This window comes from Methylobacterium sp. ap11 (genome assembly GCF_900110515.1).
In the GTDB taxonomy this organism is placed as follows: Bacteria; Pseudomonadota; Alphaproteobacteria; order Rhizobiales; family Beijerinckiaceae; genus Methylobacterium; species Methylobacterium ajmalii.
In genome coordinates this window covers 60,322-83,217 of record NZ_FOEB01000014.1, presented here as the reverse complement: position 1 = coordinate 83,217, position 22,896 = coordinate 60,322, and the positions used below count along the sequence as shown (strand labels likewise).

Annotated in this window: 23 protein-coding genes; 13 read left to right on the top strand and 10 right to left on the bottom strand. The window is 72.4% G+C overall.

Annotated features, from left to right (window positions below):
- Positions 1–31: 31 nt before the first annotated feature.
- Positions 32–919: a branched-chain amino acid aminotransferase gene (locus BMX97_RS20020; RefSeq protein WP_091753048.1), complete on the bottom strand. Its 888-nt coding sequence runs from the start codon at positions 917–919 to the stop codon at positions 32–34.
- Between the two features lie 340 nt (positions 920–1,259).
- On the opposite strand from BMX97_RS20020, the gene BMX97_RS20015 reads away from it, so the two are divergent.
- The 9 genes from BMX97_RS20015 to nadC all read left to right on the top strand — a co-directional run bounded on the left by BMX97_RS20015 (position 1,260) and on the right by nadC (position 9,766).
- Positions 1,260–1,766 carry a MarR family winged helix-turn-helix transcriptional regulator gene (locus tag BMX97_RS20015; protein ID WP_244538543.1) on the top strand — a complete coding sequence of 169 codons (507 nt, stop codon included), beginning with the start codon at positions 1,260–1,262 and terminating at the stop codon, positions 1,764–1,766.
- Positions 1,763–2,494 (top strand): response regulator, encoded by a 732-nt coding sequence (locus BMX97_RS20010; RefSeq protein ID WP_060849663.1) that lies wholly within the window; start codon positions 1,763–1,765, stop codon positions 2,492–2,494. The genes BMX97_RS20015 and BMX97_RS20010 overlap by 4 nt, the downstream gene beginning before the upstream one ends.
- Before the next feature lie 2 nt (positions 2,495–2,496).
- Positions 2,497–3,867, top strand: coding sequence for an ATP-binding protein (locus BMX97_RS20005; protein ID WP_091753047.1), 1,371 nt, complete (start codon positions 2,497–2,499; stop codon positions 3,865–3,867).
- Positions 3,868–3,936: 69 nt separating this feature from the next.
- Positions 3,937–4,476 carry an MbcA/ParS/Xre antitoxin family protein gene (locus BMX97_RS20000; RefSeq protein ID WP_091753046.1) on the top strand — a complete coding sequence of 180 codons (540 nt, stop codon included), beginning with the start codon at positions 3,937–3,939 and terminating at the stop codon, positions 4,474–4,476.
- Positions 4,473–5,171 carry an RES family NAD+ phosphorylase gene (locus tag BMX97_RS19995; protein ID WP_244538533.1) on the top strand — a complete coding sequence of 233 codons (699 nt, stop codon included), beginning with the start codon at positions 4,473–4,475 and terminating at the stop codon, positions 5,169–5,171. The genes BMX97_RS20000 and BMX97_RS19995 overlap by 4 nt, the downstream gene beginning before the upstream one ends.
- Positions 5,172–5,271: 100 nt before the next feature.
- Complete coding sequence (locus BMX97_RS19990) at positions 5,272–6,228, top strand: NUDIX hydrolase (protein WP_091753045.1); 957 nt, start codon at positions 5,272–5,274, stop codon at positions 6,226–6,228.
- A gap of 147 nt (positions 6,229–6,375) precedes the next feature.
- The gene (gene nadA, locus BMX97_RS19985) at positions 6,376–7,377 is read left to right on the top strand and encodes a quinolinate synthase NadA (protein WP_244538532.1); all 1,002 of its coding nucleotides are present in this window, start codon (positions 6,376–6,378) and stop codon (positions 7,375–7,377) included.
- Positions 7,374–8,906, top strand: a complete 1,533-nt coding sequence (locus BMX97_RS19980; protein ID WP_091753043.1) for an L-aspartate oxidase — start codon at positions 7,374–7,376, stop codon at positions 8,904–8,906. The genes nadA and BMX97_RS19980 overlap by 4 nt, the downstream gene beginning before the upstream one ends.
- Complete coding sequence (nadC, locus tag BMX97_RS19975) at positions 8,903–9,766, top strand: carboxylating nicotinate-nucleotide diphosphorylase (RefSeq protein ID WP_091753042.1); 864 nt, start codon at positions 8,903–8,905, stop codon at positions 9,764–9,766. Before BMX97_RS19980 ends, nadC begins: the two co-directional genes overlap by 4 nt.
- Positions 9,767–10,160: 394 nt before the next feature.
- Here the strand turns inward: nadC and polA are convergent, their stop codons facing one another.
- From polA to BMX97_RS32195, 4 genes are all read right to left on the bottom strand, one after another.
- Entirely contained in the window at positions 10,161–13,223 is a 3,063-nt protein-coding gene (gene polA, locus BMX97_RS19970; protein WP_091753041.1) for a DNA polymerase I, read from the bottom strand.
- A 156-nt stretch (positions 13,224–13,379) separates the two neighbouring features.
- Positions 13,380–13,505 carry a hypothetical protein gene (locus BMX97_RS34205; RefSeq protein WP_280142808.1) on the bottom strand — a complete coding sequence of 42 codons (126 nt, stop codon included), beginning with the start codon at positions 13,503–13,505 and terminating at the stop codon, positions 13,380–13,382.
- Positions 13,506–13,634: 129 nt separating this feature from the next.
- Positions 13,635–13,880, bottom strand: coding sequence for a hypothetical protein (locus BMX97_RS19965; protein ID WP_091753040.1), 246 nt, complete (start codon positions 13,878–13,880; stop codon positions 13,635–13,637).
- A gap of 19 nt (positions 13,881–13,899) precedes the next feature.
- Entirely contained in the window at positions 13,900–14,124 is a 225-nt protein-coding gene (locus BMX97_RS32195; protein ID WP_143074658.1) for a hypothetical protein, read from the bottom strand.
- Between the two features lie 252 nt (positions 14,125–14,376).
- Between BMX97_RS32195 and BMX97_RS19960 the strand changes: the two genes are divergently transcribed.
- Together BMX97_RS19960 and BMX97_RS19955 are read left to right on the top strand one after the other, a co-directional pair.
- On the top strand, positions 14,377–14,862 hold the full coding sequence (locus BMX97_RS19960; protein ID WP_060849655.1) for a hypothetical protein: 486 nt from the start codon (positions 14,377–14,379) through the stop codon (positions 14,860–14,862).
- Positions 14,862–15,527 carry a ribonuclease T2 family protein gene (locus BMX97_RS19955; protein ID WP_091753039.1) on the top strand — a complete coding sequence of 222 codons (666 nt, stop codon included), beginning with the start codon at positions 14,862–14,864 and terminating at the stop codon, positions 15,525–15,527. The genes BMX97_RS19960 and BMX97_RS19955 overlap by 1 nt, the downstream gene beginning before the upstream one ends.
- A gap of 207 nt (positions 15,528–15,734) precedes the next feature.
- On the opposite strand, the gene BMX97_RS19950 is transcribed toward BMX97_RS19955, so the two are convergent.
- Positions 15,735–16,622 carry an alpha/beta fold hydrolase gene (locus BMX97_RS19950; RefSeq protein ID WP_091753038.1) on the bottom strand — a complete coding sequence of 296 codons (888 nt, stop codon included), beginning with the start codon at positions 16,620–16,622 and terminating at the stop codon, positions 15,735–15,737.
- 253 nt (positions 16,623–16,875) lie between these two features.
- Here BMX97_RS19950 and BMX97_RS19945 point away from each other — a divergent pair, with 253 nt between their 5' ends.
- Together BMX97_RS19945 and BMX97_RS19940 are read left to right on the top strand one after the other, a co-directional pair.
- Positions 16,876–17,826 (top strand): LysR family transcriptional regulator, encoded by a 951-nt coding sequence (locus tag BMX97_RS19945; protein ID WP_177202286.1) that lies wholly within the window; start codon positions 16,876–16,878, stop codon positions 17,824–17,826.
- Positions 17,827–18,044: 218 nt separating this feature from the next.
- Complete coding sequence (locus BMX97_RS19940; protein WP_091753036.1) at positions 18,045–19,025, top strand: catalase family peroxidase; 981 nt, start codon at positions 18,045–18,047, stop codon at positions 19,023–19,025.
- Positions 19,026–19,029: 4 nt separating this feature from the next.
- On the opposite strand, the gene BMX97_RS19935 is transcribed toward BMX97_RS19940, so the two are convergent.
- From BMX97_RS19935 to BMX97_RS19920, 4 genes are read right to left on the bottom strand one after another with little or no spacing between them, the layout of a single operon-like run.
- On the bottom strand, positions 19,030–19,620 hold the full coding sequence (locus BMX97_RS19935; protein WP_091753035.1) for an SAM-dependent methyltransferase: 591 nt from the start codon (positions 19,618–19,620) through the stop codon (positions 19,030–19,032).
- Positions 19,621–19,630: 10 nt separating this feature from the next.
- The gene (locus BMX97_RS19930; RefSeq protein ID WP_091753034.1) at positions 19,631–20,368 is read right to left on the bottom strand and encodes a PIG-L deacetylase family protein; all 738 of its coding nucleotides are present in this window, start codon (positions 20,366–20,368) and stop codon (positions 19,631–19,633) included.
- Complete coding sequence (locus BMX97_RS19925; RefSeq protein ID WP_091753033.1) at positions 20,368–21,546, bottom strand: acyl-CoA dehydrogenase family protein; 1,179 nt, start codon at positions 21,544–21,546, stop codon at positions 20,368–20,370. Before BMX97_RS19925 ends, BMX97_RS19930 begins: the two co-directional genes overlap by 1 nt.
- The gene (locus BMX97_RS19920) at positions 21,539–22,735 is read right to left on the bottom strand and encodes a glycosyltransferase family 2 protein (RefSeq protein ID WP_348273127.1); all 1,197 of its coding nucleotides are present in this window, start codon (positions 22,733–22,735) and stop codon (positions 21,539–21,541) included. The genes BMX97_RS19925 and BMX97_RS19920 overlap by 8 nt, the downstream gene beginning before the upstream one ends.
- Positions 22,736–22,896: the final 161 nt, after the last annotated feature.

The window sequence follows — 22,896 nt, the reverse complement described above, 5'->3', positions numbered from 1 at the left end:
CGGGCCGCCTTTGTGTCAGGCTGCCTTGCTTTCAGGCGGCCTTGGCCTTCGGCTGCACCTCGGCGGTGTAGTCGTCCATCAGGGTCTTAGTCATCGCCGCCGGGGTGAAGCGGTACTGGGCGATCTCCGAGACCGGGGTGACCTCGGCGGCCGAGCCGGTGATGAAGCACTCGGTGAAGCCCGCCAGCTCCTCGAGGCGGATGCGCCGCTCGACCACCTCGTAGCCGCGGCGCTTGGCCAGCTCGATCACGGTCTGGCGGGTGATGCCGTTAAGGAAGCGGTCGGCCATCGGGGTGTGGATCACCCCGTCCTGGATGAAGAACACGTTGGCGCCGGTGCACTCAGCGACGTTGTCCTCCCAGTCCAGCATCAGGGCGTCGGCGTAGCCCTTGTTCTCGGCCCGGTGCTTGGAGATCGTGCAGATCATGTAGAGGCCCGCCGCCTTCGAGGCCGACGGCGCGGTGCGCGGATCGGGCCGGCGGTACTCGGCGAGGTCGAGCCGGATGCCCTTCATCTTGGTCGCCGGGTCGAAGTAGCTCGGCCATTCCCACGCCGCGATGGCGAGGTGGATGGTGTTGGCCTGCGCCGACACGCCCATCATCTCGGAGCCGCGCCAGGCGACCGGGCGGAGATAGGCGTCCTGGAGGCCGCTCTCCTTGAGCACCAGCTTCTTGGCGGCGTCGATCTCAGCGACCGTGAACGGGACCTCGAAGTCGAGGAGTTCGGCCGAGCGGCGCAGGCGCTGCGAATGCTCAGTGCACTTGAAGATCTGGCCGCCATAGGCGCGCTCGCCCTCGAACACGCTGGAGCCATAGTGCAGGCCGTGGCTGAGTACGTGAATCTTCGCGTCCGCCCACGGCACCATGCGGCCGTCGACCCAGATGTGGCCTTCACGCTGGTCGAAGGGAATGACGGACATGACGATGATCCTCGTATGCGTTCGTTTCCGCCTGGCTGGTTCTCGCGCAACCTTCGTGCTCGGATGAGGCGCGGGGCGTTCGTTCGTTTCGCCGGCGGGGTTGACGGGTATCAATGGGGCTGAGATATGTCAACAAGACTGACATAAATCACGCGAGCCCGCGAAGGCTCGGTTCCGCCAAGAGGTGCGACCCTTGACCCAGGCCGCCCGGACCCGTCCGGCCCCCATCCCGGACGCCGCCGACGAGGATGGGCGGGCGGCAGGCTACTCCCCGGAGGGGCCGACGCAAAGATCGCCGGAACACGGCTCGCCGGATCGAGACCAGCCGGCCTACGACCTCATCGAGCTCCTGTTCTTCGCCTACCGCGACTTCGTCGCCGACCCGGACCGGATCCTGGCCGAGTACGGCTTCGGCCGCGCCCACCACCGGGTGCTGCACTTCGTCGACCGCCATCCCGGCCTCACCATCGCCGAACTCCTGGATATCCTGCGGATCACCAAGCAGAGCCTGAACCGGGTGCTGAAGGAATTGATCGAGCAGGGCTACATCGCGCAGCGGACGGGCACGAGCGACCGCCGCCACCGCCTCCTCACCTGCACGCCGCAGGGCCGTGCGCTCGCCCAGCGCCTCGCGGGCGTCCAGGGCGAGCGGGTCCGGCGGGCGCTCGCCGAGGTCGGTCCCGCGCTCCGCGAGCCGGCAGGCCGGTTCCTGCTCGCGATGATCGAGCCGGAGGAGCGTGCCGCGGTGAGCCGGCTCATCGGCGGCGAGGCGTCGGCCGAGGTTCCGGCGGAGATCCAAGCGGAGATCCGGGCCGGGAGCCCGTCCGCCGACGGGGCCCGCCCGTGAGCGCCGGCCCCGCCCTCAGCCCCCGGGCCGAGCTGCCCGACCACGCCCCCCACATCCTGGTCGTCGACGACGACCGCCGCCTGCGCGACCTCCTCGCCCGCTTCCTCGGCGAGAACGGTTATCGCGTCACCGCCGCCGCCAGCGCCGCCGAGGCGCGGGCACGCGGCCGCAGCCTGGTCTTCGACGCGGTGGTGCTCGACGTGATGATGCCGGGCGAGACCGGCTTCGACTACGCCCGCCAGATCCGCCTGACCTCGAGCGTGCCGATCCTGATGCTCACCGCGCGCTCGAACCCGAACGACCGGGTCACCGGGCTCGAGATCGGCGCCGACGACTACCTCCCGAAACCCTTCGAGCCGCGGGAATTGATCCTGCGCCTCAACAACATCCTGCGTCGCAACGCGCGGGGCCCCGCCGACGGCACGGCCGCGCCGCTCGACGCGGTGCGGTTCGGGCCGTTCCAGTTCCGCATCGAGCGCGGCGAGCTCACCCGCGACGAGGAGGCGATCCGCCTCTCCGAGCGCGAGCGCGAGATCCTCACCATCCTGGCGCTCGCCCGCGGCGGCAACGTCGAGCGCGAGGCGCTGACCGGCACCAACGGCGCCGCCAACGAGCGCACCGTCGACGTGCAGATGAACCGCCTGCGCCGGCGCATTGAGGACGACCCGGCCAACCCGCGCTACGTGCAGACCGTGCGCGGCGTGGGCTACCGGCTGGTCCTGGACTAGCCGTGGCCAACCCCACCCTCGCCGGGACGCTGCCGACGCCCCGGCGGGCCTGGCGTCGCCTCGGCCGCGTGATCGGCGACCGCCTGCCGAAGGGGCTCTACGCCCGATCCCTCATCATCATCATCGCCCCGATGGTGCTGCTGCAATCGGTGATCGCCTACACCTTCATGGAGCGGCACTGGCAGTTGGTGACGCGGCGCCTCTCGGCCGCGGTGACCGCCGACGTCGCGGCCTTGATCGACATCTACGAGAGCTACCCGCAGGACAAGGGCTCCGAGACCCTGGAGCGGATCGCCAGCGAGCGGCTGAACCTCGACATCGACATCCTGGAGGGCGCCAAGCTCCCCGCCCCCGGCCCGCGCCCGTTCTTCTCCCTCCTCGACGAGGCCCTGTCCGACGAGATCCGGCGCCAGATCGCCCGGCCGTTCTGGATCGACACCGTCGGGCGCTCCAACCTGATCGAGATCCGGGTCGAGATCCCCGGCGGGGTGATGCGGGTGATCGCCCGGCGCAGCCAGGCCTACGCCTCGAACTCGCACATCTTCCTGCTCTGGATGGGCGGCTCCTCGATGGTGCTGCTCGGCGTCGCGATCCTCTTCCTGCGCAACCAGATCCGGCCGATCCTGCGGCTCGCCGACGTGGCGGAGAGCTTCGGCAAGGGCCGCGAGCTCGATTTCCGCCCCCGCGGCGCCCGCGAGGTGCGCAAGGCCGGCCACGCCTTCATCGAGATGAAGCGGCGCATCGAGCGGGCGATGGAGCAGCGCACGACGATGCTCAACGGGGTGAGCCACGACCTGCGCACCATCATCACCCGCTTCCGGCTCTCCCTGGTGCTGCTGCCCCAGACCCCCGAGATCGACGACCTGCAGCGCGACGTCGACGAGATGAGCCGGATGCTCGAGGCCTACCTCGCCTTCGCCAAGGGCGATTCCGGCGAGCCGGCCGCGGCCATCGACCTGCGCGCGCTGCTGGAGGACGTGCGCACCGACGTGGAGCGTCTCGGCGGCCACGTCTCCGAGGTGACGCTGGAGGGCCAGGCGACCGTGACGGTCCGGCCCGACGCCTTCCGGCGCTGCCTGTTCAACCTCGCGGCGAACGCCGCCCGCTACGGCGACACGATCGCGATCACCGCCCGCCAGGAGGCGCGCTGGCTCGCCGTCTCGATCGACGACGACGGTCCGGGCATCCCGGTCGAGCAGCGCGAGGAGGTGTTCAAGCCCTTCGTGCGCCTCGACGACGCCCGCCAGGATGCCGGCGGCTCGGGGCTGGGCCTCGCCATCGCCCTCGACATCGCCCGCGCGCATGGCGGCGACGTGGCGCTGTACGATTCGCCGCTGGGGGGCTTGCGGGCGACGGTGCGGGTGCCGGCGTGAGGGAACGATCGCGCCGGTTGGTTCTTGTCCAGATCCGGACTATATCTGGATCCGGATCGGAGTCGCACCATGGCCCCTGCCCTTGCCCGGCCTCTCGATAGGCCCGTTCCGCCGGTCGATGCCGAACCGGCGCGGCTCGATGCGGATCGTTTCTCGGCGCCGAACCGGCGCCGCCTGAGCGGGCCGGCCCTGCGGACCTTCACGGCCATCGCCGACCTGTGGCGGCTCGACGAGGGCGAGCGCCTGCTGGTCCTCGGCCTGCCGTCGCGCTCGACCTATTACGGCTGGCTCAAGGCCGCGCGGGAGCACCAGGACGTCACCCTGGGCGTCGACGTGCTGACACGGATCTCGGTGGTGCTCGGCATCCATCAGGCCCTGGGAATCCTGCACGCCGACGAGCCGGACGGGATCGCCTGGCTGCGGCGCCCGCACCGGGCGCCCCTGTTCGGCGGCCAGCCGCCCCTCGCGCTGGTGACGGGTGGCACGCAGGACGGGCTGATGGCGGTGCGCCGGTTCCTCGACGCGGCCCGGGGCGGCCTGTTCCTGGCGCCGAACGCGGTCGACCGCGACGCATCCCCCCTCACCGACGCCGACATCGTGCTCGCGTGACCGATCCCGGCGCGATCGATCCCGGCGCGACCGACGCACCGGCCCCGCATCCGACCTACCGGCTGATCCCGTCGCGCTTCCCGCCGATCGGCCTGTTCGACACCGTCGCGACCGCCGCCGACCTCGCGCCGGTGATGGAGCTGGCCGGCTGGACCAACGACCGCCTGGTGGCGGAGCGCCTGGCTCGGCTGCCGGAAGCGGAGTGGGTCTACGGCCGGACGAATGCCAGCATCGTCATGGCGTCGTTCCTGCACGTCGCCCCCGGCGGCATGCGCTTCAACGGCGCCGATCTCGGCGCCTGGTACGCCGCCGCATCCCTGCGCACCGCCGTGGCGGAGGTCGGCCACCACCTGCGCCGCGAGGCGGCGGCGACGGGCCTGCCCGAACTGACGCGGACCTACCGCACCTACACGGCGCGGCTCGACGGGCGGTTCCGCGACCTGCGCGGGCGGGCCGGCCCGGACCTGCCTGGCCTCCTCGACCCGCAGGACTACGCGGCGTCGCAACGCTTCGGCGAGGCGGTGCGGGCAGCCGGCGGGCACGGCCTGCTGTACGACAGCCTTCGGCACGCGGGCGGCACGAACGCCGTCGCCTACCGGACCCGCAGCATCCTGGACGTCACCCAGGGCGATCACTACGCGATCACCGTGCAGGCCGCCGCCCCGCGGATCGAGGCGCGCCGGATCGCGCCCTGAGGCTTCGCCAGGGCCGACGCTCCTCGCTGCAAGGCTCTGACAATAACCCTTTCGCACCGCCCCCCGTGCTAAGCCCCTGCCGGATCGGGAGGGCGGGACGATGAGCGAGGCGGAACCGAGCGCGGCGGCCCCCCTGGTCGGCCTCGCGGCCGTCATCCTGGCGGCGACGCTCGACGAGCCGCGGGTGCTCACCGTGCCGGTGGCGGGCCAGCCCGCGGGCCGGGCCGAGGGCCTGCCGGCCGGGCCGCTCGAACCGGCGCATCCCACCCTGGAGCGGGGCCTGCGGGCCTGGGTCGAGCGGCAGACCGGCCAGAGCCTCGGCTACGTCGAGCAGCTCTACACCTTCGGCGACCGCGACCGGCGCCGGGGCGGCAAGGGGGATGTCGGGCTGCACGCGCTCTCGGTCGCCTACCTCGCCCTGGTGCGCGAGGCGCGGCCCGCCGCCGATTCGGCCTGGCAGAGCTGGTACCGCTATTTCCCCTACGAGGACCGGCGGGCGGGGCGCACGGACGACCTCGACGCCATCGCGGCCCGGCTCGCGGCCTGGGCCGAAGCCGCATCGAGCCCGGAGGCGCGCCGGCGCCGGAGCGACCGGATCGGCCTGACCTTCGGGGCGGCCGGGAGCGGCTGGAACGAGGAGCGGGTGCTGGAGCGCTACGAATTGCTGTTCGAGGCCGGCCTCGTGCCCGAGGCCGGGGCGGACCTGGACGTGAGCCCCCTCACCGGCCGGCCGATGGCCCACGACCACCGGCGCATGCTCGCCACCGCCCTCGGGCGCCTGCGCGGCAAGATCAAGTACCGGCCGGTCGTATTCGAGCTGATGCCGCCCGCCTTCACGCTGGGCCAGCTCCAGCGCGTGGTCGAGGCTTTGTCGGGCATCCTGCTGCACAAGCAGAACTTCCGCCGCCTCGTCGCCCATCAGGGCCTCGTCGAGGAGACCGAGGCGGTGACCGCCGAGACCGGCGGGCGCCCGGCCCGCCTGATGCGCTTTCGCCGCGAGGTGCTGCTGGAACGCCCGGCGCCCGGCCTGCGCCTGCCCTCGAACCGGACCGGCTGAGCGGCCGCGGCGGGGGGAGCCAGCGGCGCCGAACTTGCGGCGTCCTGCCGCACTTATGCTCACATCCAACATATCTGGACAGCCCGAAATCCGGAGATTAGCCTAGCCGGGTAAATGCTCATATTGAGCATATTCCGGGAGGCGAGAATGGACGCGGCAACCCTCGATCGGGCGGGCTCCCTGCCCCTGCCGGAGCTGTACGACCGGGTCCGCCACCACGTCCCGGCGATCGAGTGGCCGGCGCTGGCCGGCGACGTCGCGGCGATCCAAGTGCTCAAGCGCGAGCGCAACGCCGTGGTGCTGGCGCACAACTACCAGGCGCCGGAGATCTTCCACACGGTGGCGGACATCGTCGGCGACAGCCTGGCGCTGGCCCGCGAGGCGGCCCGCACGGATGCCGACGTGATCGTGGTGGCGGGCGTGCACTTCATGGCCGAGACCGCCAAGATCCTGAACCCGACGAAGACCGTGCTCATCCCGGACCTCGCCGCCGGCTGCTCCCTGGCGGATTCGATCACCGCCGCCGACGTGCGGGAGCTGCGCCGCCGCCACCCGGGCGTGCCGGTGGTGACCTACGTCAACACCTCCGCGGCCGTGAAGGCGGAATCCGACCTCTGCTGCACCTCCGGCAACGCCAAGGCGGTGGTCGAATCCCTCGGGTCCAAGCGCGTCCTGATGATCCCCGACGAGTATCTGGCGCAGAACGTCCAGGCCGAGCTGCCGCAGATCGAGATCCTGACCTGGGCCGGCCATTGCGAGGTGCACGAGCGCTTCACGGCAGCCGACATCCGCGAGGCGCGGGAAGCCTATCCGGGCGTGACGGTGCTGGCCCACCCCGAATGCCCGCCCGCCGTGGTGGCGGAGGCGGATTTCTCGGGCTCGACCGCGGCGATGCAGGATTACGTCGAGACCCGGCGGCCGGCGCAGGTGGTGCTGATCACCGAGTGCGCGATGGCCGACAACCTCGCGGTGCGCAACCCGGACGTCGCGTTCGTCAAGCCGTGCAACCTCTGCCCGCATATGAAGCGGATCAGCCTGCAAAAAATCCGGCAGAGCCTGGAGGGGCTGACCCACGAGGTCACGGTGCCGGACGACCTGATCGCCCCGGCGCGCCGCGCCGTCGAGCGCATGCTGGCGGTCCGGGCATGACGGCCGATCGGATCGTCGTGGTCGGGGCCGGCGTCGCCGGCCTCGCCACGGCCCTGCGGCTGGCGCCGCTTCCCGTCACCCTCGTCACCGCGGCGCCGCTGGGCGAGGAGACGGCGACGGCCTGGGCGCAGGGCGGCATCGCGGCGGCGATCGGCCCCGACGATGCGCCGGCGCTCCACGCCGCCGACACGCTGGCGGCCGGCGCGGGCCTGAGCGACGCAGGCATCGCCAGAATCGTCGCCGAGGCCGGCCCCGGCCTGGTGGACTGGCTCGTCGGGCTCGGCCTCGCCTTCGACCGTGGACCCGACGGCGCCCCGGCGCTGGGCCTGGAGGCGGCGCATTCCCGCCGCCGCATCGTCAAGGCCGGGGGCGATGCCACCGGCGCCGCGGTCCTGCGCACGCTGGCCCGGGCGGCGGCGGCCTGCCCGTCGATCACCGTCACGGTCGGGCGGGCGACGGCCCTGATGCAGGACGGCGAGGGCCGGGTCACCGGCCTCGTCGTCCGCAGCGGCGAGGCGATCCTGCATCTGCCGGCCCGGGCGGTGGTGCTGGCGACCGGCGGGCTCGGCGGGCTCTACCGCTCGACCACCAACCCGGCGGGCGCGGTCGGGGCCGGCCTCGTCCTGGCGGCCCGGGCCGGCGCGGTCCTGCGCGACGTCGAGTTCGTGCAGTTCCATCCGACCGCGATCGCAATCCGCACCGACGGCCCGCTGCCGCTCGCCACCGAGGCGCTGCGCGGCGAGGGCGCGGTCCTGGTCGACGCCGCGGGCGGCCGGGTGATGGCGGGCATCGCCGGGGCCGAGCTCGCCCCCCGCGACGTGGTCGCCCGGGCCATCGCCCGGCGGACCGGCCGGGGCGAGGCGGTCTTCCTCGATGCCCGCCGGATCGACGTGGCGCGCCGCTTCCCGACCGTGGCCGCCCTCTGCCGTGCCGCCGGGCTCGATCCGGCCGCCGCCCCGATCCCGGTGCGGCCGGCGGCGCATTACCACATGGGCGGGATCCGGGTGGACGGGCACGGCCGCAGCACGCTGCCCGGCCTGTGGGCCTGCGGCGAGGTCGCGGCGACCGGGCTGCACGGGGCAAACCGCCTCGCCAGCAACTCGCTCCTCGAGGCGATGGCCTTCGCGGAGCGGATCGCCGCCGACATCCGCGATTCGAAGCGCGCCGCGGCGGGCGCGGGCCGCGCCCCGGACCTGCTCCCCGCGTCCGACGCCTTGCCGGAAGTCCGCGAGTTGCAAGAAATCCGCGAGCTGATGGAGGCGGAGGTCGGGCTGGTGCGCGACGAGGCCGGCCTCGCCCGGGCCGTCTCCCGGCTCGCCGCCCTGGCCCGGGCCGGCTCGGCGGAGGCCGTCGCCGGGCTCCTCGTGGCGGCGGCGGCGCTTGCCCGGCGCGAGAGCCGCGGCGGCCATTGGCGGGCCGACCATCCGGGGCAGCAGGCGCCTCGCTCCACCGACATCACCCTCACCCAGGCGCTCGCGACGGCCGATGCCGTCGCGCGCCCCTCCTCCCTCGTCAAGGCAACCCGATGACCGACCTCGTGCTTCCCCCCGCCCTGCCCCGCCTCATGGTCGAGCCGATCGTGCGGGCCGCCCTCCTGGAGGATCTCGGCCGCGCTGGCGACCTCACCACCGACAGCATCGTCCCGGCGGATGCCCGCTTCTCCGGTGCCATCATCTCGCGCCAGGCCGGCACGGTGGCGGGGACGGACGCGGCGGCGCTCGCCTTCGCGCTCCTCGATCCGGCGGTAGCGGTCTCGGTGCTGCGCCCGGACGGCAGCCGGGTCGCCCCGGGCGAGGCGGTGATCGCCCTCGACGGGCCGGCGCGGGCGATCCTCTCGGCCGAGCGCGTCGCCCTCAACCTGCTGTGCCGGCTCTCGGGCGTGGCCACCGCCACCGCCTCCCTGGTCGAGGCGGCGCGCCCGCACGGCAAGGCCCGCATCGTCTGCACCCGCAAGACCACGCCGGGCCTGCGCAGCCTGGAGAAGCACGCGGTGCGGGCCGGGGGCGGGGCCAATCACCGTTTCGGCCTCGACGACGCGGTGCTGATCAAGGACAACCACGTCGCGGTGGCGGGCGGCGTCGCCCCGGCGGTACGGCGGGCGCGGGCCGGCGTCGGGCACCTCGTGAAGATCGAGGTCGAGGTCGACACCCTGGCCCAGCTGGAGGAAGCCCTGTCGGTCGGCGCCGATGCGGTGCTCCTCGACAACATGAGCCCCGACACCCTGCGCGCAGCGGTGGCGATGATCGACGGGCGGGCGGTGAGCGAGGCCTCGGGCCGGATCAGCCGCGAGACCGTCGGCGCGGTGGCGGCGACGGGGGTCGACCTGATCTCGACCGGCTGGATCACTCACAGCGCGCCGATCGTCGACCTGGGGCTGGACGTGGCGTGAGGGGGACTAGAGTATTTTCCGACGAAGTGGACACCGGTTCGTCGATAGAAAATACGGCAAAATCAAAAACTTAGAGATCTTCGCGATTGCAACGCGATCGTGAAGTGCTCTAGGCATGAGCGGCTCGAAATCGAGCCACCCGCCCATGTCGTGAACCACCGCCCTTTCCCGGACGACTGAAGCGGGAGCGGAAGGAGATCCGGGATCCAGGGGAGAATCGCCGCGAAGCGGCTCCGTATACTGCACCGTTGCAGACACGCGGACGCTTCGCGGCGTCTCGTGCTGGATCCCGGATCTCCTTTCGCTTCGCTCCAGTCGTCCGGGAAAGGGGAGAGCTACGAGGGCCGGACCGCCCTGTGCTCGATGTTCACATCAATGCCCGGCCGAGCCGCCCTCAATGCGCCTCCTGCCAGTTCAGGGCCGCCTTGGCCTCGACGGCGAGGGGCACCCGCAGGGTCACGGCCGGATGGGGGGCCTCCTCCATCACCCGGGCGATGATCGGCAGCGCGCGATCGACCTCGTCGTCGGGCGCCTCGAACACGAGCTCGTCGTGGACCTGGAGCAGCATCCGGGTCGAGAGGCCGGCCTCGGAGAGCGCGCCCTCCATCCGGACCATCGCCCGGCGGATGATGTCGGCGGCCGTGCCCTGGATCGGGGCGTTGATCGCCTGGCGCTCGACCGAGGCGCGCTCCTGCGGGTTGTTGGAGCGGATCTGCGGGTAGTGGCAGACCCGGCCGAACAGGGTCGTGACGTAGCCCTTGTCGCGGCAGAGCTTCTTGGTGTCGTCGATATAGGCGCGGATGCCGGGGAAGCGCTCGAAATACTGCTTGATGAAGGCCGCGGCCTCGCCCTGCGGGATGCCGAGCCGATCGGCGAGGCCGAAGGCCGAGATGCCGTAGATGATGCCGAAGTTGATCGTCTTGGCCTTGCGGCGCAGGTCCGAGGTCATCTGGTCGAGGGGCACGCCGAACATCGCCGACGCGGTCGCCGCGTGGATGTCGATGCCGTCCTCGAAGGCCTGGCGCAGCTGCGGGATGTCGGCGATGTGAGCAAGCAGCCGCAGCTCGATCTGGCTGTAATCGGCCGAGATCAGCTTGTGGCCGGCATCGGCCACGAAGGCCTGGCGGATGCGCCGGCCCTCTTCGGTGCGGACCGGGATGTTCTGCAGGTTGGGGTCCGACGAGGAGAGGCGCCCGGTCGTGGTGGCGGCGAGCGCGAAGGAGGTATGGACCCGGTCGGTCTCGCGGTCGGCATGCTCCTGCAGGCTGTCGGTGTAGGTCGATTTCAGCTTCGAGAGCTGGCGCCAGTCGAGGATCTTTCGCGGCAGCTCGAGGCCCTGGCCGGCCAGTTCCTCCAGCAGCGTCGCGGGCGTCGCCCACTGGCCGGACGGGGTCTTCTTGGCGCCGGGCAGGCCCATCTTGCCGAACAGGATGTCGCCGATCTGCTTCGGGGACGAGACCGAGAACTTTTCCCCGGCCATCTCCTGGATCTCGTCCTCGAGCCGCGCCAGCGACTGGGCGAAATCGCCCGAGAGCCGGCTCAGCATCTGGCGGTCGACCTTGATGCCCTCGCGCTCCATGCGCGCCAGCACCGGCACCAGCGGCCGCTCCAGGGTCTCGTAGACGGTGGCGCGGCGCTCGGCGGCGAGCCGCGGCTTCATCAGCCGCCACAGCCGCAGCGTCACGTCGGCGTCTTCCGCCGCGTAGGCCGTGGCCTTGTCGAGGGCGACCTTGTCGAAGGTCACCTTCTGGCGCCCGGTCCCGGCGACGTCCGCGAAGGTGATCGGCTGGTGGCCGAGATGGCGGCGGGCCAGTTCGTCCATGCCGTGCGAGCCCTTGCCGGCATCGAGCACGTAGGAGATCAGCATCGTGTCGTCGAAGGGCCGGACCTCGATGCCGTGGCGGGCGAGCACCAGCCAGTCGTACTTGACGTTCTGGCCGATCTTGAGGACCGACGGGTTTTCCAGGAGCGGCTTGAGGCGCGCCTGCACGGCCTCCCAGGAGAGCTGCCCCGGCAGCAGGCCGCCGCCGAACAGGTCCTCGCCGCCGCGGTGGCTGAGCGGGATGTAGCAGGCCCGCCCCGGCGCGGTGGCGAGCGACACGCCGACGAGGTCGGCCTTGTTGGCATCGAGCGCGGTCGTCTCGGTATCGACCGCGACGATGCCCGCCTCGACCGCCTCGGCGATCCAGGAATCCAGGCTCTCGACCGTGGTGACCGTCTCGTAGGACGCGGTGTCGAACGGCTTGACCGACTCCGCCGCGCGCGCCGCCACCAGCGTCGTCGGCGTCGCCTCGGTGGGGGCCTTCGGCTTCGGGGGCGCGTCCGGCAGGTCGAGATCGGCGAAGGGATCGACCTCGGCCTTCGCGTCGGCGGGGGCGCCGTCGGGCGTGTCGCCGAAGAACGGCGTGACGTCGCTGCCGCCCTTCTCGTTCGTGAAGCCGGAATCGGCGCCCGCCGGCAGCAGGGCGGGGTCGGGCCGCACCGCCTCCGGGTCGACGTGCAGCATCTGGGCGATGCGGCGCGTCAGGGTGTTGAACTCCATCGCCTTCAGGAAGCCGACCAGGCGCTCCGGGTCGGGCTTCGGAAGCCCGAGGTCGTCGAGCGGCACCGGCACCGGCACGGCTTCGTCGAGGGCGACGAGGCGGCGCGACAGGCGCGCCTGGTCGATGTTGGCGAGCAGCGTCTCGCGCCGCTTGGGCTGCTTGATGGTGGCGGCCTTCTCCAAGAGCGCCTCCAGGCTGCCGAACTCCTTGATGAGCGCCGCGGCGGTCTTCAGGCCGATGCCCGGCACGCCCGGCACGTTGTCGGAGGTGTCGCCGATCAGCGCCAGCGCGTCGCCGATCTGCTCGGGCCCCAGGCCCTCCCAGCGCTCCAGGATGGCGGCGCGGTCGAGGTTGCGCTCGGGACGGTAGCCCGGCTTGCCCTTCTGGCCCGATTCGAAGTCGTAGAAGCGCACGAGGTCGCCGACGAGCTGCATCAGGTCCTTGTCGGACGAGACGATGATGACGCCCGCCCCCCGGCCTTCCGCCTGGCGCGAATAGGTGGCGATCAGGTCGTCGGCCTCGTAGCGCGGCAGCTCGATCGGGTGCAGGCCGAAGGCGCGGACCGCGTCGCGCATCAAGGGCATCTGGCGCTTGAGGTCCTCGGGCGCGTCGGGCCGGTGGCCCTTGTAGTCCGGAAAGATCTCCTTCCGGAACGAGCCCTCGGACTTGTCGAACACGATGGCGAGGTGGGTCGGGACGACGCCGGCCGCGCCCTCCTGCACGAACTGCGCGAGCTTGGCGCAGAACAGCCGCACCGCCCCGGTCGGCAGCCCGTCGGAGGGGCGGAAGTTGTAGCGCTCGGGCTGGTTGATCGACTGGAAATAGGCCCGGAAGATGAACGACGAGCCGTCGACCAGGAGCACCTGATCGCCGGGGCCGACGGGCTTCGTCTCGGGGGCGGTCTCGGTGCTCATGCGGGCTGACACTTTTGCGGCGGTCGGTCGAGACCCGTCTTAGTGCGTCGCCGGGACGAGGCAAACCGCGGCGCGGGCGCGCTCCCCCGGTATGGCAGGGCCTGCGAGGCATCGGTCGGGAACAGGCCCCGGCGAAGCCCGTAATGGACGCGGTTCCTATTTCGGTTTCGTCGGCCGTTTGATGAGACCCAGCCGCAGCTTCTCGCCATAGGTGAGACGCGGCATCGTGCCGGCCGCCAGATCGGCGGCGACCCGTGCGTCGATCTCCTTCTCGCGGGTCACGATCTCCTGCGAATGAAATCGATGGAGTCGCTCCCCGACGGGTCGATCGGCGAACGGCTTGTGATCGCTGAGTTCCAGGAAGACGACGTGGTCGGAATACTGGACGAGCCAGAGCAGCTCCTCCGTGTTTCACCGGCCGAGATGCAAGTGCATGATCCCGAAGTTCATGAGCATCGTGTCGGAGCGCAGGCCCGCGCCCTTGCTGTAATAACCGGACGGCAACGGCGTGCCGTTGGCGATGCAGCGGCGGATATGATCGACGGTCTTCGCGAAATCGTCGTTTCGCGCGATCCCGCTCGGATCGCGGAAGGTCGGGGAGAGCAAGACCTTCTTCGGCTTCGCCTCGAGCCTGCTCAGCTTCTGCCGGATCGGCATGGGTACGGAGGCGCGAGGCTCAACGCCGCAGGCGAGCGATGAAATCCTCCGACGATAGGTCGGTGACGTCCTCACCCACCTGTCCAGCGTCGTGCCGGTCGGCCGCCGCCTTCAGCCGTCGCGCGAGCGCGGCGCCCTTGCGCGCCTCGCGGCGCTCCTTCGAGGCCGCCGGAATGGGGTTCGTCTCGCCTGCTCGCGAGGCGTGTGGCCGAACTATTTCGGAAGAGGGAAGGGCGCGCGGCATGAACGTAGCGTAACATCGGAGCTGCGGACATTCAATTCGCGACACGGTCCCGGTTCGGGTTCACGCCGGTGGCAGACGCACGGGTGTGCCCCCGGCACACCAGGGGCCCGCGAAAGCGCCGGCCGGCCGGCCCGAAAGCTTGACTTGGCGCGGACGGAGCCTTGGTGTCGGGATCGAGAGAGCAACCGTCATTTGCCCGGGAAGCCGGACGCCGCCTTCGGGCGGGCGCCGCCCGGGCCCAGGGACCGGCCCATGCCCAAGACATCCTTCAGCAGGACACCCCTTCTCGCCGCCCTCCTGCTGGGTCTCACCGCCGCCGGCCTGTCCGCCGCGCAGGCCCGCTCGGCCCGCCAGGAGATCGCCCCGGCCGAGGAGCGCGAATTCCCGTTCGACGCCCAGATCCCCGGCTGCCAGGACGAGGGCGTGCTGGAGAAGATCACCTACCAGTTCGCCGAGAAGGAGGCGAAGTTCTGGAACTCGACGCTGACGATCGCGACCTACGACAGCATCGAGCGCACCGCCTGGCGGCCCTGGGGCCTCGACTTCTACCCGCGCCGCTTCTGCACCGCGGTCGCCACCACCTCGGACGGGGTGCGCCGGCGGGTCGACTACTCGGTGCGCGAGAGCCTCGGCATCATCGGGGCGACCTACGGCGTCGAGTTCTGCGTCCACGGCCTCGACCGCAACCTCGCCTACGCCTACGCCTCGGCCTCGTCCTGCCGCGAGGCCCGGCCCTGATGCGCGCGCTCGCCAGCCTCCTCCTCGCGGCGACCGTCGCGGGCTCGCTCGCCGCCGGTCCGGCCGCCGCGCAGGGGCGCGGAGGCGGCGAGCCGGGCGTGTTCGACTTCTACGTCCTCTCGCTGTCGTGGTCGCCGACCTACTGCGCGCTCACCGGCGAGCGGCGCAACGACCGCCAATGCGAGACCGGCCGCAACCCCGGCTTCGTGGTCCACGGCCTGTGGCCGCAATACGACCGCGGCTTCCCGAGCGAGTGCGGCGCCTTCTCCCGCAGCCCGAGCCGCCCGGCGATGCAGGAGGCCGAGGGCGTCTTCCCGAGCGAGGGCCTGGCCCGCCACGAATGGCGCCAGCACGGCACCTGCTCGGGCCTCGACCCCGCCGCCTATTTCCGCGCGACCGCCAAGGCCCGCGACGCGGTGACGATTCCCGCCGCGCTCGCGAGCCCCAAGGAGGATCTGCGCGCCGCCCCCATCGACATCGCCCGCCAGTTCGTCGCCGCCAATCCGGGCCTGCGCCCGGACATGATGTCGGTGACGTGCCGGTCCGGGCAGCTGCAGGAGGTGCGGATCTGCTTCACCAAGGACCTGCGCGGCTTCACCGCCTGCCCCGAGGTGGCGCGCCAGAACTGCCGGGCCGGCGAGATGACGGTGGGGGCGGGGCGGTAGCGCCTCGCCTTCCCGTCGGGGTGTTCGCGCGCGAGCCCGAGGAAAGGCCGCCGAGGTGGAAAGCCGTCGGCCCGCTTCCGCTCGCGATGTCGACAAAGCGGGCCGCGACGGCGTGCGATCGAGGGTCGTGGCGCAGTGCCCGATCGCTTGGCTGCCGGGCGCTGCGCTCGGACTTTGATTTTTACCGATTTTACTTCGAAGAACCAGTCAGTCCGTCGTCGAAAAACCCCTCTCGTCTCTTTCGAGATGTCGACCCAGGAAATCGCCCATCAGGTGGGCGATCTCGGCGGCGTGCGTCTCCAGGGCGAAATGTCCCGTATCGAGGAAATGGATCTCGGCCTCGGGAAGATCGCGCCGGTAGGCGTCCGCCCCGGGCGGGATGAAGAAGGGATCGTTTTTCCCCCATACCGCCAGCAGCGGCGGCCGGTGCTCGCGGAAGTAGGCCTGGAATTGCAGGTAGAGCGCCACGTTCGTACGGTAGCTGAGGATCAGGTCGAGCTGGATCTCCCGGGCTCCCGGACGATGCATGGAGTGCATGTCCAGCGTCATCCCGTCGGGGGATATGCGGCCGGCCGGCGCGCCGTGCTCGTACTGCACATGGATCGCCTCGTCGGTGAGCGCTGCGCGGCAGGCCTCGCGGTTCCCCGGGCTCGGGTCGCGCCAATAGGCCTGCCACGGCTCCCATTCCTGGCTGAGGCCCTCGAGGTAGGCGTTGCCGTTCTGGGAGACGATGGCCGTCACCCGCTCGGGATGGCGCATGGCGAGCCGGAATCCGGTCGGCGCGCCGTAGTCGAAGACGTACAGCGCGTAGCGTGTCAGTCTCATGGCCTCGACGAAGCCTTCGATCACCTCGGCAAGACGGTCGAAGCTGTAGTCGAAGGCATCGCGCCCGGGCGACGTCGTGTTGCCGAAGCCCGGGAGATCGGGCGCGATGACGCGGTAGCGATCGGCCAGGAGTGGGATCAGGTCGCGGAACATGTGCGAGGCGGTCGGGAAGCCGTGCAGCAGCAGGAGGACCGGCGCATCGCGCGGACCCGCCTCCCGGTAGAAGACGCCAACATCGCCGACCTGCTTGGTGCCGTAGCCGACCGTCATAGTGCCGTTCTCCGATGGGGAAGGAGCGTGCGGACGGGGCTCATGCGGCGCTGCCTCCACGGCCCGTCGCGCGAGACCCATCAGAGTCACGCCCGGTCCGAGCGTTCCCGAGACGCGCGCGTCGCGCCTTGCCGTCTCGTGGCGTCGTCATGATCCCCGCGGCTCCGCGCCGCTGGACGGAGGGGGTCTAGCACCTTGCTCTGGATGCAATAAGATCGCCTCGTCGCAAGCTATGATTTCAGGATGTGAAACGATGGATCGGCTCGATGCGATGGCCGTGTTCGTCGCCGTCGTCGAGACGGGCTCGCTCGCCGCCGCGGGGCGAAAGCTGGGCCACTCACCGGCGACCGTCACCCGGGCGGTGGCGATGCTGGAGGAGCGCCTGGGCGAGCGTTTGCTGCATCGCTCGACCCGCGCGTTGCGATTGACGGAACGCGGCGAGCATCAGGTCGCCGTCTATCGCAGCATCCTGGCCGAGCTCGCCGAAGCGGACGGTGGCGATGCGGCGGGCGACCGGGTCGTGGGCCGGATCACCCTGACCGCGCCGGAGCTGTTCGGCCGCTCCGTCCTGATGCCCGTCGTCGAGACGTTCCTCGACGAGCACCCCGACGTCAGCCTGCGCATGCTCCTGCTGAACCGCGTGGTGAGCCTGGTCGAGGAAGGCGTCGACGTCGCGGTCCGGCTCGCGCCGCTCCCCGCCTCGGACATGATCGCCGTCAAGCTCGGCGAGATGCGCAGGCTGGCATGCGCGGCACCGGACTACCTTGCCCATGCGGGGAGACCGCCGGATCCGGGTGCCTTGCAGCATCACCGCTGCATCGGAACGGAGGACGGCGTCGCTCGCGAGCAGTGGCATTTCATCGATCGCACCTCGGCCCGCGAACGCCGGTTCTCGACGGCCGTCCAGCCCCGCATCGCACTCAACGGCGCAGGCGCTGCCATCGATGCCGCGATCCGCGGTCAAGGCGTCTGCCGCGTCATGGCCTATCAGGTGGTCGAGCACCTCGAAGCCGGCCGCCTGACGGCGCTCCTGTGCGACTTCGAGCCCGAGCCGCTGCCGATCCACCTGGTCTTCCACGCGATTCCGCGACGGAACGCGGCCCTGCGCGCCTTCGTCGACCATGCGACGCCGAGATTGAGGGCGGCCGTCAGAGACGTCTCGGATCGTGCCGCACGCGCTGCGTCGGATGTCCGCTCCGGGTGACATGCGGCGCAGCGTTCGGGCGAAAAAAATTCGGGCGAACGCAGTCCGTCCGGCAGCCGGGCCGGCCCCGCCCGATCCCGCCCCTCCGGCGTGCCTCTCCGGTCTGCCCCTCCGGCGTGCCCCTTGGCGGAGACGATCGGCAACACGCCAGAAACAGGCTTGCCAACAAGTTGCGCCCAATTCATTCTACCGCCGCAGAATCCTGGGGAAACGCCGTCATGATCCGATCTTCCGCGCTCCTGGCCGGCGCCGCCGCGCTGGCCGCCCTCGCCGCTCCCGTATACGCCGAGGAGGCCGATCCGGCCGCCATCGTCGGCCTGCAATTCGCGGTCAGCGGCAACCACAAGGGCGTGCGGGCGAGCGGCGCCAAGGGCGTCTGCCTGAAGGGCAGCTTCGCGCCGGCCCCGGACGCGGCCTCCCTGTCCAAGGCGCCGCAATTCGCGAAGACCGTGCCGGTCACCGCCCGCTTCTCGATGGGCGGCGGCAACCCGAAGATCTCGGACAAGACGAAGGCCACCACCCGCGGCTTCGCGATGCGGATGGCGGACCCGGCCGGCGACATGACCTTCGTGATCATCTCCGCCCCGGTCTTCTCGACGAAGACGCCGGCGCAACTGGAGGAATTCCTGAAGGTCCGCGTGCCGGGGCCGGACGGCAAGCCGGATGCCGAGAAGATCAAGGCCTTCGCGGCGCAGAACCCCGAGACCGGCCGCCAGGCGGCGTGGCTCAACGCGCGGCCGGTGCCGGCGAGCTTCGCGGGCACCGATTACTGGGCGGTCCACGCCTACACGCTGACGAACGCCAAGGGCGACAAGACGGTCGCGAAGCTGAAGTTCGTCGCCGCCGACAAGGCCGGCCTCTCCGACGAGGAGCTGAAGGCCAAGCCCGATTCGTTCTACGCCGACGAGTTGAAGGAGCGGCTCGCGAAGGGCCCGGCGCGGTTCGACCTCGTGGCGATCCTGGCCCAGCCGGGCGACCCGACCGCGGACGTGACCGCGACCTGGCCGGAGGACGATCGCAAGACCCGCACCCTCGGCACGCTCGGCATCACGGCCATCGAGCCCGACGCCACCTGCGACGCCGCCACCTTCGACCCGGTGGTCGACCTGCCCGACGGCATCGCCGGCCCGGCCGACGACCCGATGTTCGCGGTCCGCTCGCCGGCCTACGCGGTGTCGCTGTCGCGCCGCTCGAACTGAGGGATCACCCCCCGCGGGCGCGCAGCACGTCGAGGCGGTAATCCGCGGTGCGGACCTGCCGGTCGAGGGCGAGGTGGTCGCGGGTGCCGCGGACGAACAGGTCCGCGGCCTCGTCTCCGGTGAGCGGGTAGTGCGTCTCGCCGGTCCAGTGGACCAGAACGACGTCGCCGTCCGGGCGCAAGCTCGCCCGGACCCGGCCGGCGAGGCGGGCGACGTCGCCGGCATCGAGGTAGTAGACGACCTCCGAGAGCAGGATCAGGTCGAAGCGGCCCTCCGGCCATTCCCCCGGCACCCGGGCCCGCATCAGGCGCAAGCCCGGCCGGTCGCCGCAGCGCGCCCGGGCCTGGGCCAGGGCGGCCTCGGCCACGTCGAGGGCGGTCAGGGCGTCGCAGCGGGGCGCGAGCGCCGCGGTCAGCACGCCGATCGAGCAGCCGACCTCGAGGGCCGAGGCGTAGCGCTCCCGCGGCAGCGCCGCCAGGGTGGCGGCGTACTTGTCGCGCTCGTAGGGGCTCCCGGCGAAGTTCCACGGATCGGGATCGGCGGCGTAGCGCGCGTCGAAATAGTCCGGCGGCAGCGAGGTCGCGTGGCGGGTCATCGAGCCATCCTCACGGGTCGATCTGGAGAAAGATTTCGTCGTCCCGAAGGAAGCGGGCGATCATCGCCGGCTCCAGGCGGAAGCCCTGCGGGTCGTCGGCGATGAGGGCGGTGGTCTGCGAGCGGTGGGCGCCGATCGCCGCCGCCTTGGCGTCGCGGTGGGGGGCGACGGCGAGGCGGGCGCCCCGGGGCGCCGGGCCGACCTCGGTCTCCGGCGGCAGCGTCCAGCCCCAGACCGGGTAGGCGTAGAGCGGCACGCCCGCCAAAAGATCCCGCGCCTTGCGGGCGAGCGCGGCGCTCGCCCGGTGGTCGCCATGCGGATCGTGCTCCCAGGTCACGAACAGGGCGCCGGCCCCGCAGGCCCGGGCCGCGGCGGCGATCGCCTCGGCCGCCGCCTCGGCCCGGGGGCCTTCCGCCGGCACGAACCGGTCGGGCAGGCGCAGGAAGGCGACGTGGGCGGCGGGCAGGCCGAGGCAGGCCGCCGCCGCCAGGGTCTCGGCCTCGCGCAGGGCCCGCAGGCGCTCGGGCGGGTGGCTCGGCGAGGACGGATGCGAGCCGACCCCGTCGCTCACCACGACGAGGCGGGCCGGAATCTCCCGCGCGCACGCCTCGGCCATGAGCGCGCCGCAGCCGAGGCTCTCGTCGTCGGGATGCGGCGCCACCACGACGATCCCGCCTGCCGGCACGAGATCGCGCAGGTCGCGCAGGGGAAGCTCCGCGGCGGCGGCCAGGAAGGCGTCGGCCCGCATCAGCCCGCATCTCCCGGATTCCAGAGCCGGTCGACCGGCCCGTCGGCGGCCAGGATCGTGGCGGCGGCGGCGGTGAGCGCCCGGTCGGGGGCGGGCTGGCGCAGGTAGGTCGCGAGGTCGCGCGACAAGCGCTCGAGCGGGTGGCCGCGCAGGAACCCCTGCAGGCCGACCGAGCGCTGGGCGAGGCCCAGCACCTCGAGCCCCGCCCGCTCGACCGCGAGCCGGGTCAGCCCCACGAAGGCGACGATGCGCTCGGGCGGCACAGCGTCGTGCGCGACGAGGCCGGCGGCCCGGGCGACGAAGGACCGGGCGCCCTCAAGCGCGATGGCGCCCTCGCCGAGGCGGGCGAGCTGGTGGGGATCGACGCCGCGCCCGGTCCGGGCGAGGTGGCCGCGCCAGGCCTCGAACACCGCCTCGATCCCGCCGAGCTGGACCGCCGCGAAGCGCCAGGCGCCGCCGGAGAAATGCGGCTCGCGGTGGTAGTCGTCCGGCCCGCCGAGGCGGGCGAGGGGAGCAAGGCCCGTGAGGTCGACCGTGCCGGTGGCCGAGGCCCGCATCCCTTGCGCGCGCCAGGCCGAGAGGTCGGCCCGCGTGCCGGGGTCGAGGGCGACGACGAGCATCTCGGGTTCCGTCCGGCCCGGACGGCGCGCCGTCACGAGGGCCCGGGTGACCCGGCCGGCCCCGGACGCGAAGGTCTTCTGCCCGCGCAAGGACCCGTCCTCGCCAAGGACGAGGCCGTCCGCCGCCGGCTCGGTGTTCCAGACCCCGAACAGGTGCCCGCTCACGGCATCCGCCAGGAGGGCGCGCCGTTCCGCCGGGGCGGCGTAGCGCAGGACGAGGTCGAGGGCGTTGACGTGGCCCTCGTAGACCCGGCCGAGCGCCAGGCTCCCCGACCCGACGAGGCGCAGGATTTCGGCGAGGTCGGCCGCGTCCGGCTCGCGGCCGAGCCCGGCGCCGCCCTCTTCCGCCGGGACCGGGGCGGCGAGGAGGCCGAGCCGGGCGAGGTCGGCGACGTCCTCGGCCGGGAAGCCGTCGTCGCGGTCCTGCGCGTCGGCCCGGCCGGCGGCGAGCGCCGCGACCCGGCGGGCGGCGGCGACGAGGCGGGCGGTCTCGCGGCCCCGGCCGCCGGCCGGGCCGCGGAGGTCCCGGGCGAGGGAGAGATCGATCGGATCAGGCATTGCCGGCCTCCTCGGAGGCGCGGCCGAGGACCGGCGGGCCGGGCCGGACGGCACCGAGGACCGGCAGGCCGCGTGCCCCGCGCCGCAGCCCGGCGAGGAGCAGGCGCGCCACGGCGATGTGGCGCGGCAGGGCGCCCGGGCGCAGGGGCCGGCGGGCGAGGAGCGGGCTCTGCGCGTCGATCGCCGCGAGCGCCGACCCGAGGGTCGGCAGGCCGGCGATGCGGCGCGCCTCCGCCGGCCCGATCCGCAACCAGGGCGCCCACAGCCCGGTGCGGCCGAGGCGCCCGGCCCCGTGCAGGCGCCGCAGCCGGCGCGCCCAGGCGTACCGGACCAGGGCGCGGGCCACCGGTTCGAGGCGCGCGTCGCAGGGGCTCTCGGGCCTCTCGCAGCGTCGGCGCATCGTGTCGGCGGCCCCGCCGGGGGCGCGGCCGTCGAGCCGGCCCGAGGTGACGACGACGATCTCGGGATCGTGGCGCACCCGGGCATCCATCCGCAGCAGCGCCTCGACGAAGGCGCGGTCCTCGCCGAGGGGGAGCGCCGGCATGCCGCCGACGGCCAGGTAGGCGGGAAGCCGGACCGCGAGCGTCGCGCCCGAGCGGGTGGCGTGACGCGGCCAGGGATCGTGCGGGATCGGGTCGATCAGGCCCTCGAGGGCGACGAGCAGCGCCTCGTAGGTCCCTTCGAGCCGCCCGCGGGCATGGAGCGCGTCGGGCAGGCGCGCGGCCTCGTCGCCGTCGAGGGCGATCCGCCCGGCGACCGCGTCGGCGCCCCGGGCCAGCGCCGCGACGTTGCGGGCGACCCAGTCCGGCGGCACCCGGCTGTCGGCATCGGTGGTCAGGATCACGCCCTCTGCCGTCCCCTCCCCGAGCCAGGCGGCCGCCGCCTCCATCGCCTCGCGCCGGGCCCAGCCGGCCTGCGCCCCGGGATACTCGCGCTCGATCACCCGCAAGGGGAGGCCGAGAGGCCCGGCGAGATCCGCCACGGCCTCGGCCGTGCCGTCGGTGCAGTTGTTGAGGAACAGGACGATCCCGAGGGCGCCCGCCCCGATCCCCTCCTGCCCGGCGAGCGCCCGCAGGCAGGCTTCGATCCGATCGACCTCGTTGCGGACCGGCACGGCGACGATGCAGCGCGGCGGCGGGCCGGCCTGCTCGGGGGTTCGGCCGCGGGTCGGCGCCTCTCGGTTCGTCACGTCGGGGTCTCCGGCAGGCCGCGCAGACGGCCCGTCGAGACCAATCTATGTCATACCCCACCCCAGTTCCCTAGGGTGCGACCATATCGACGCCGGCCGGCGCCGATGCCGCAACGGGCCCGGCTCCGGGTCCCGCGCGAGACCTTGCCGGGCACACTCCC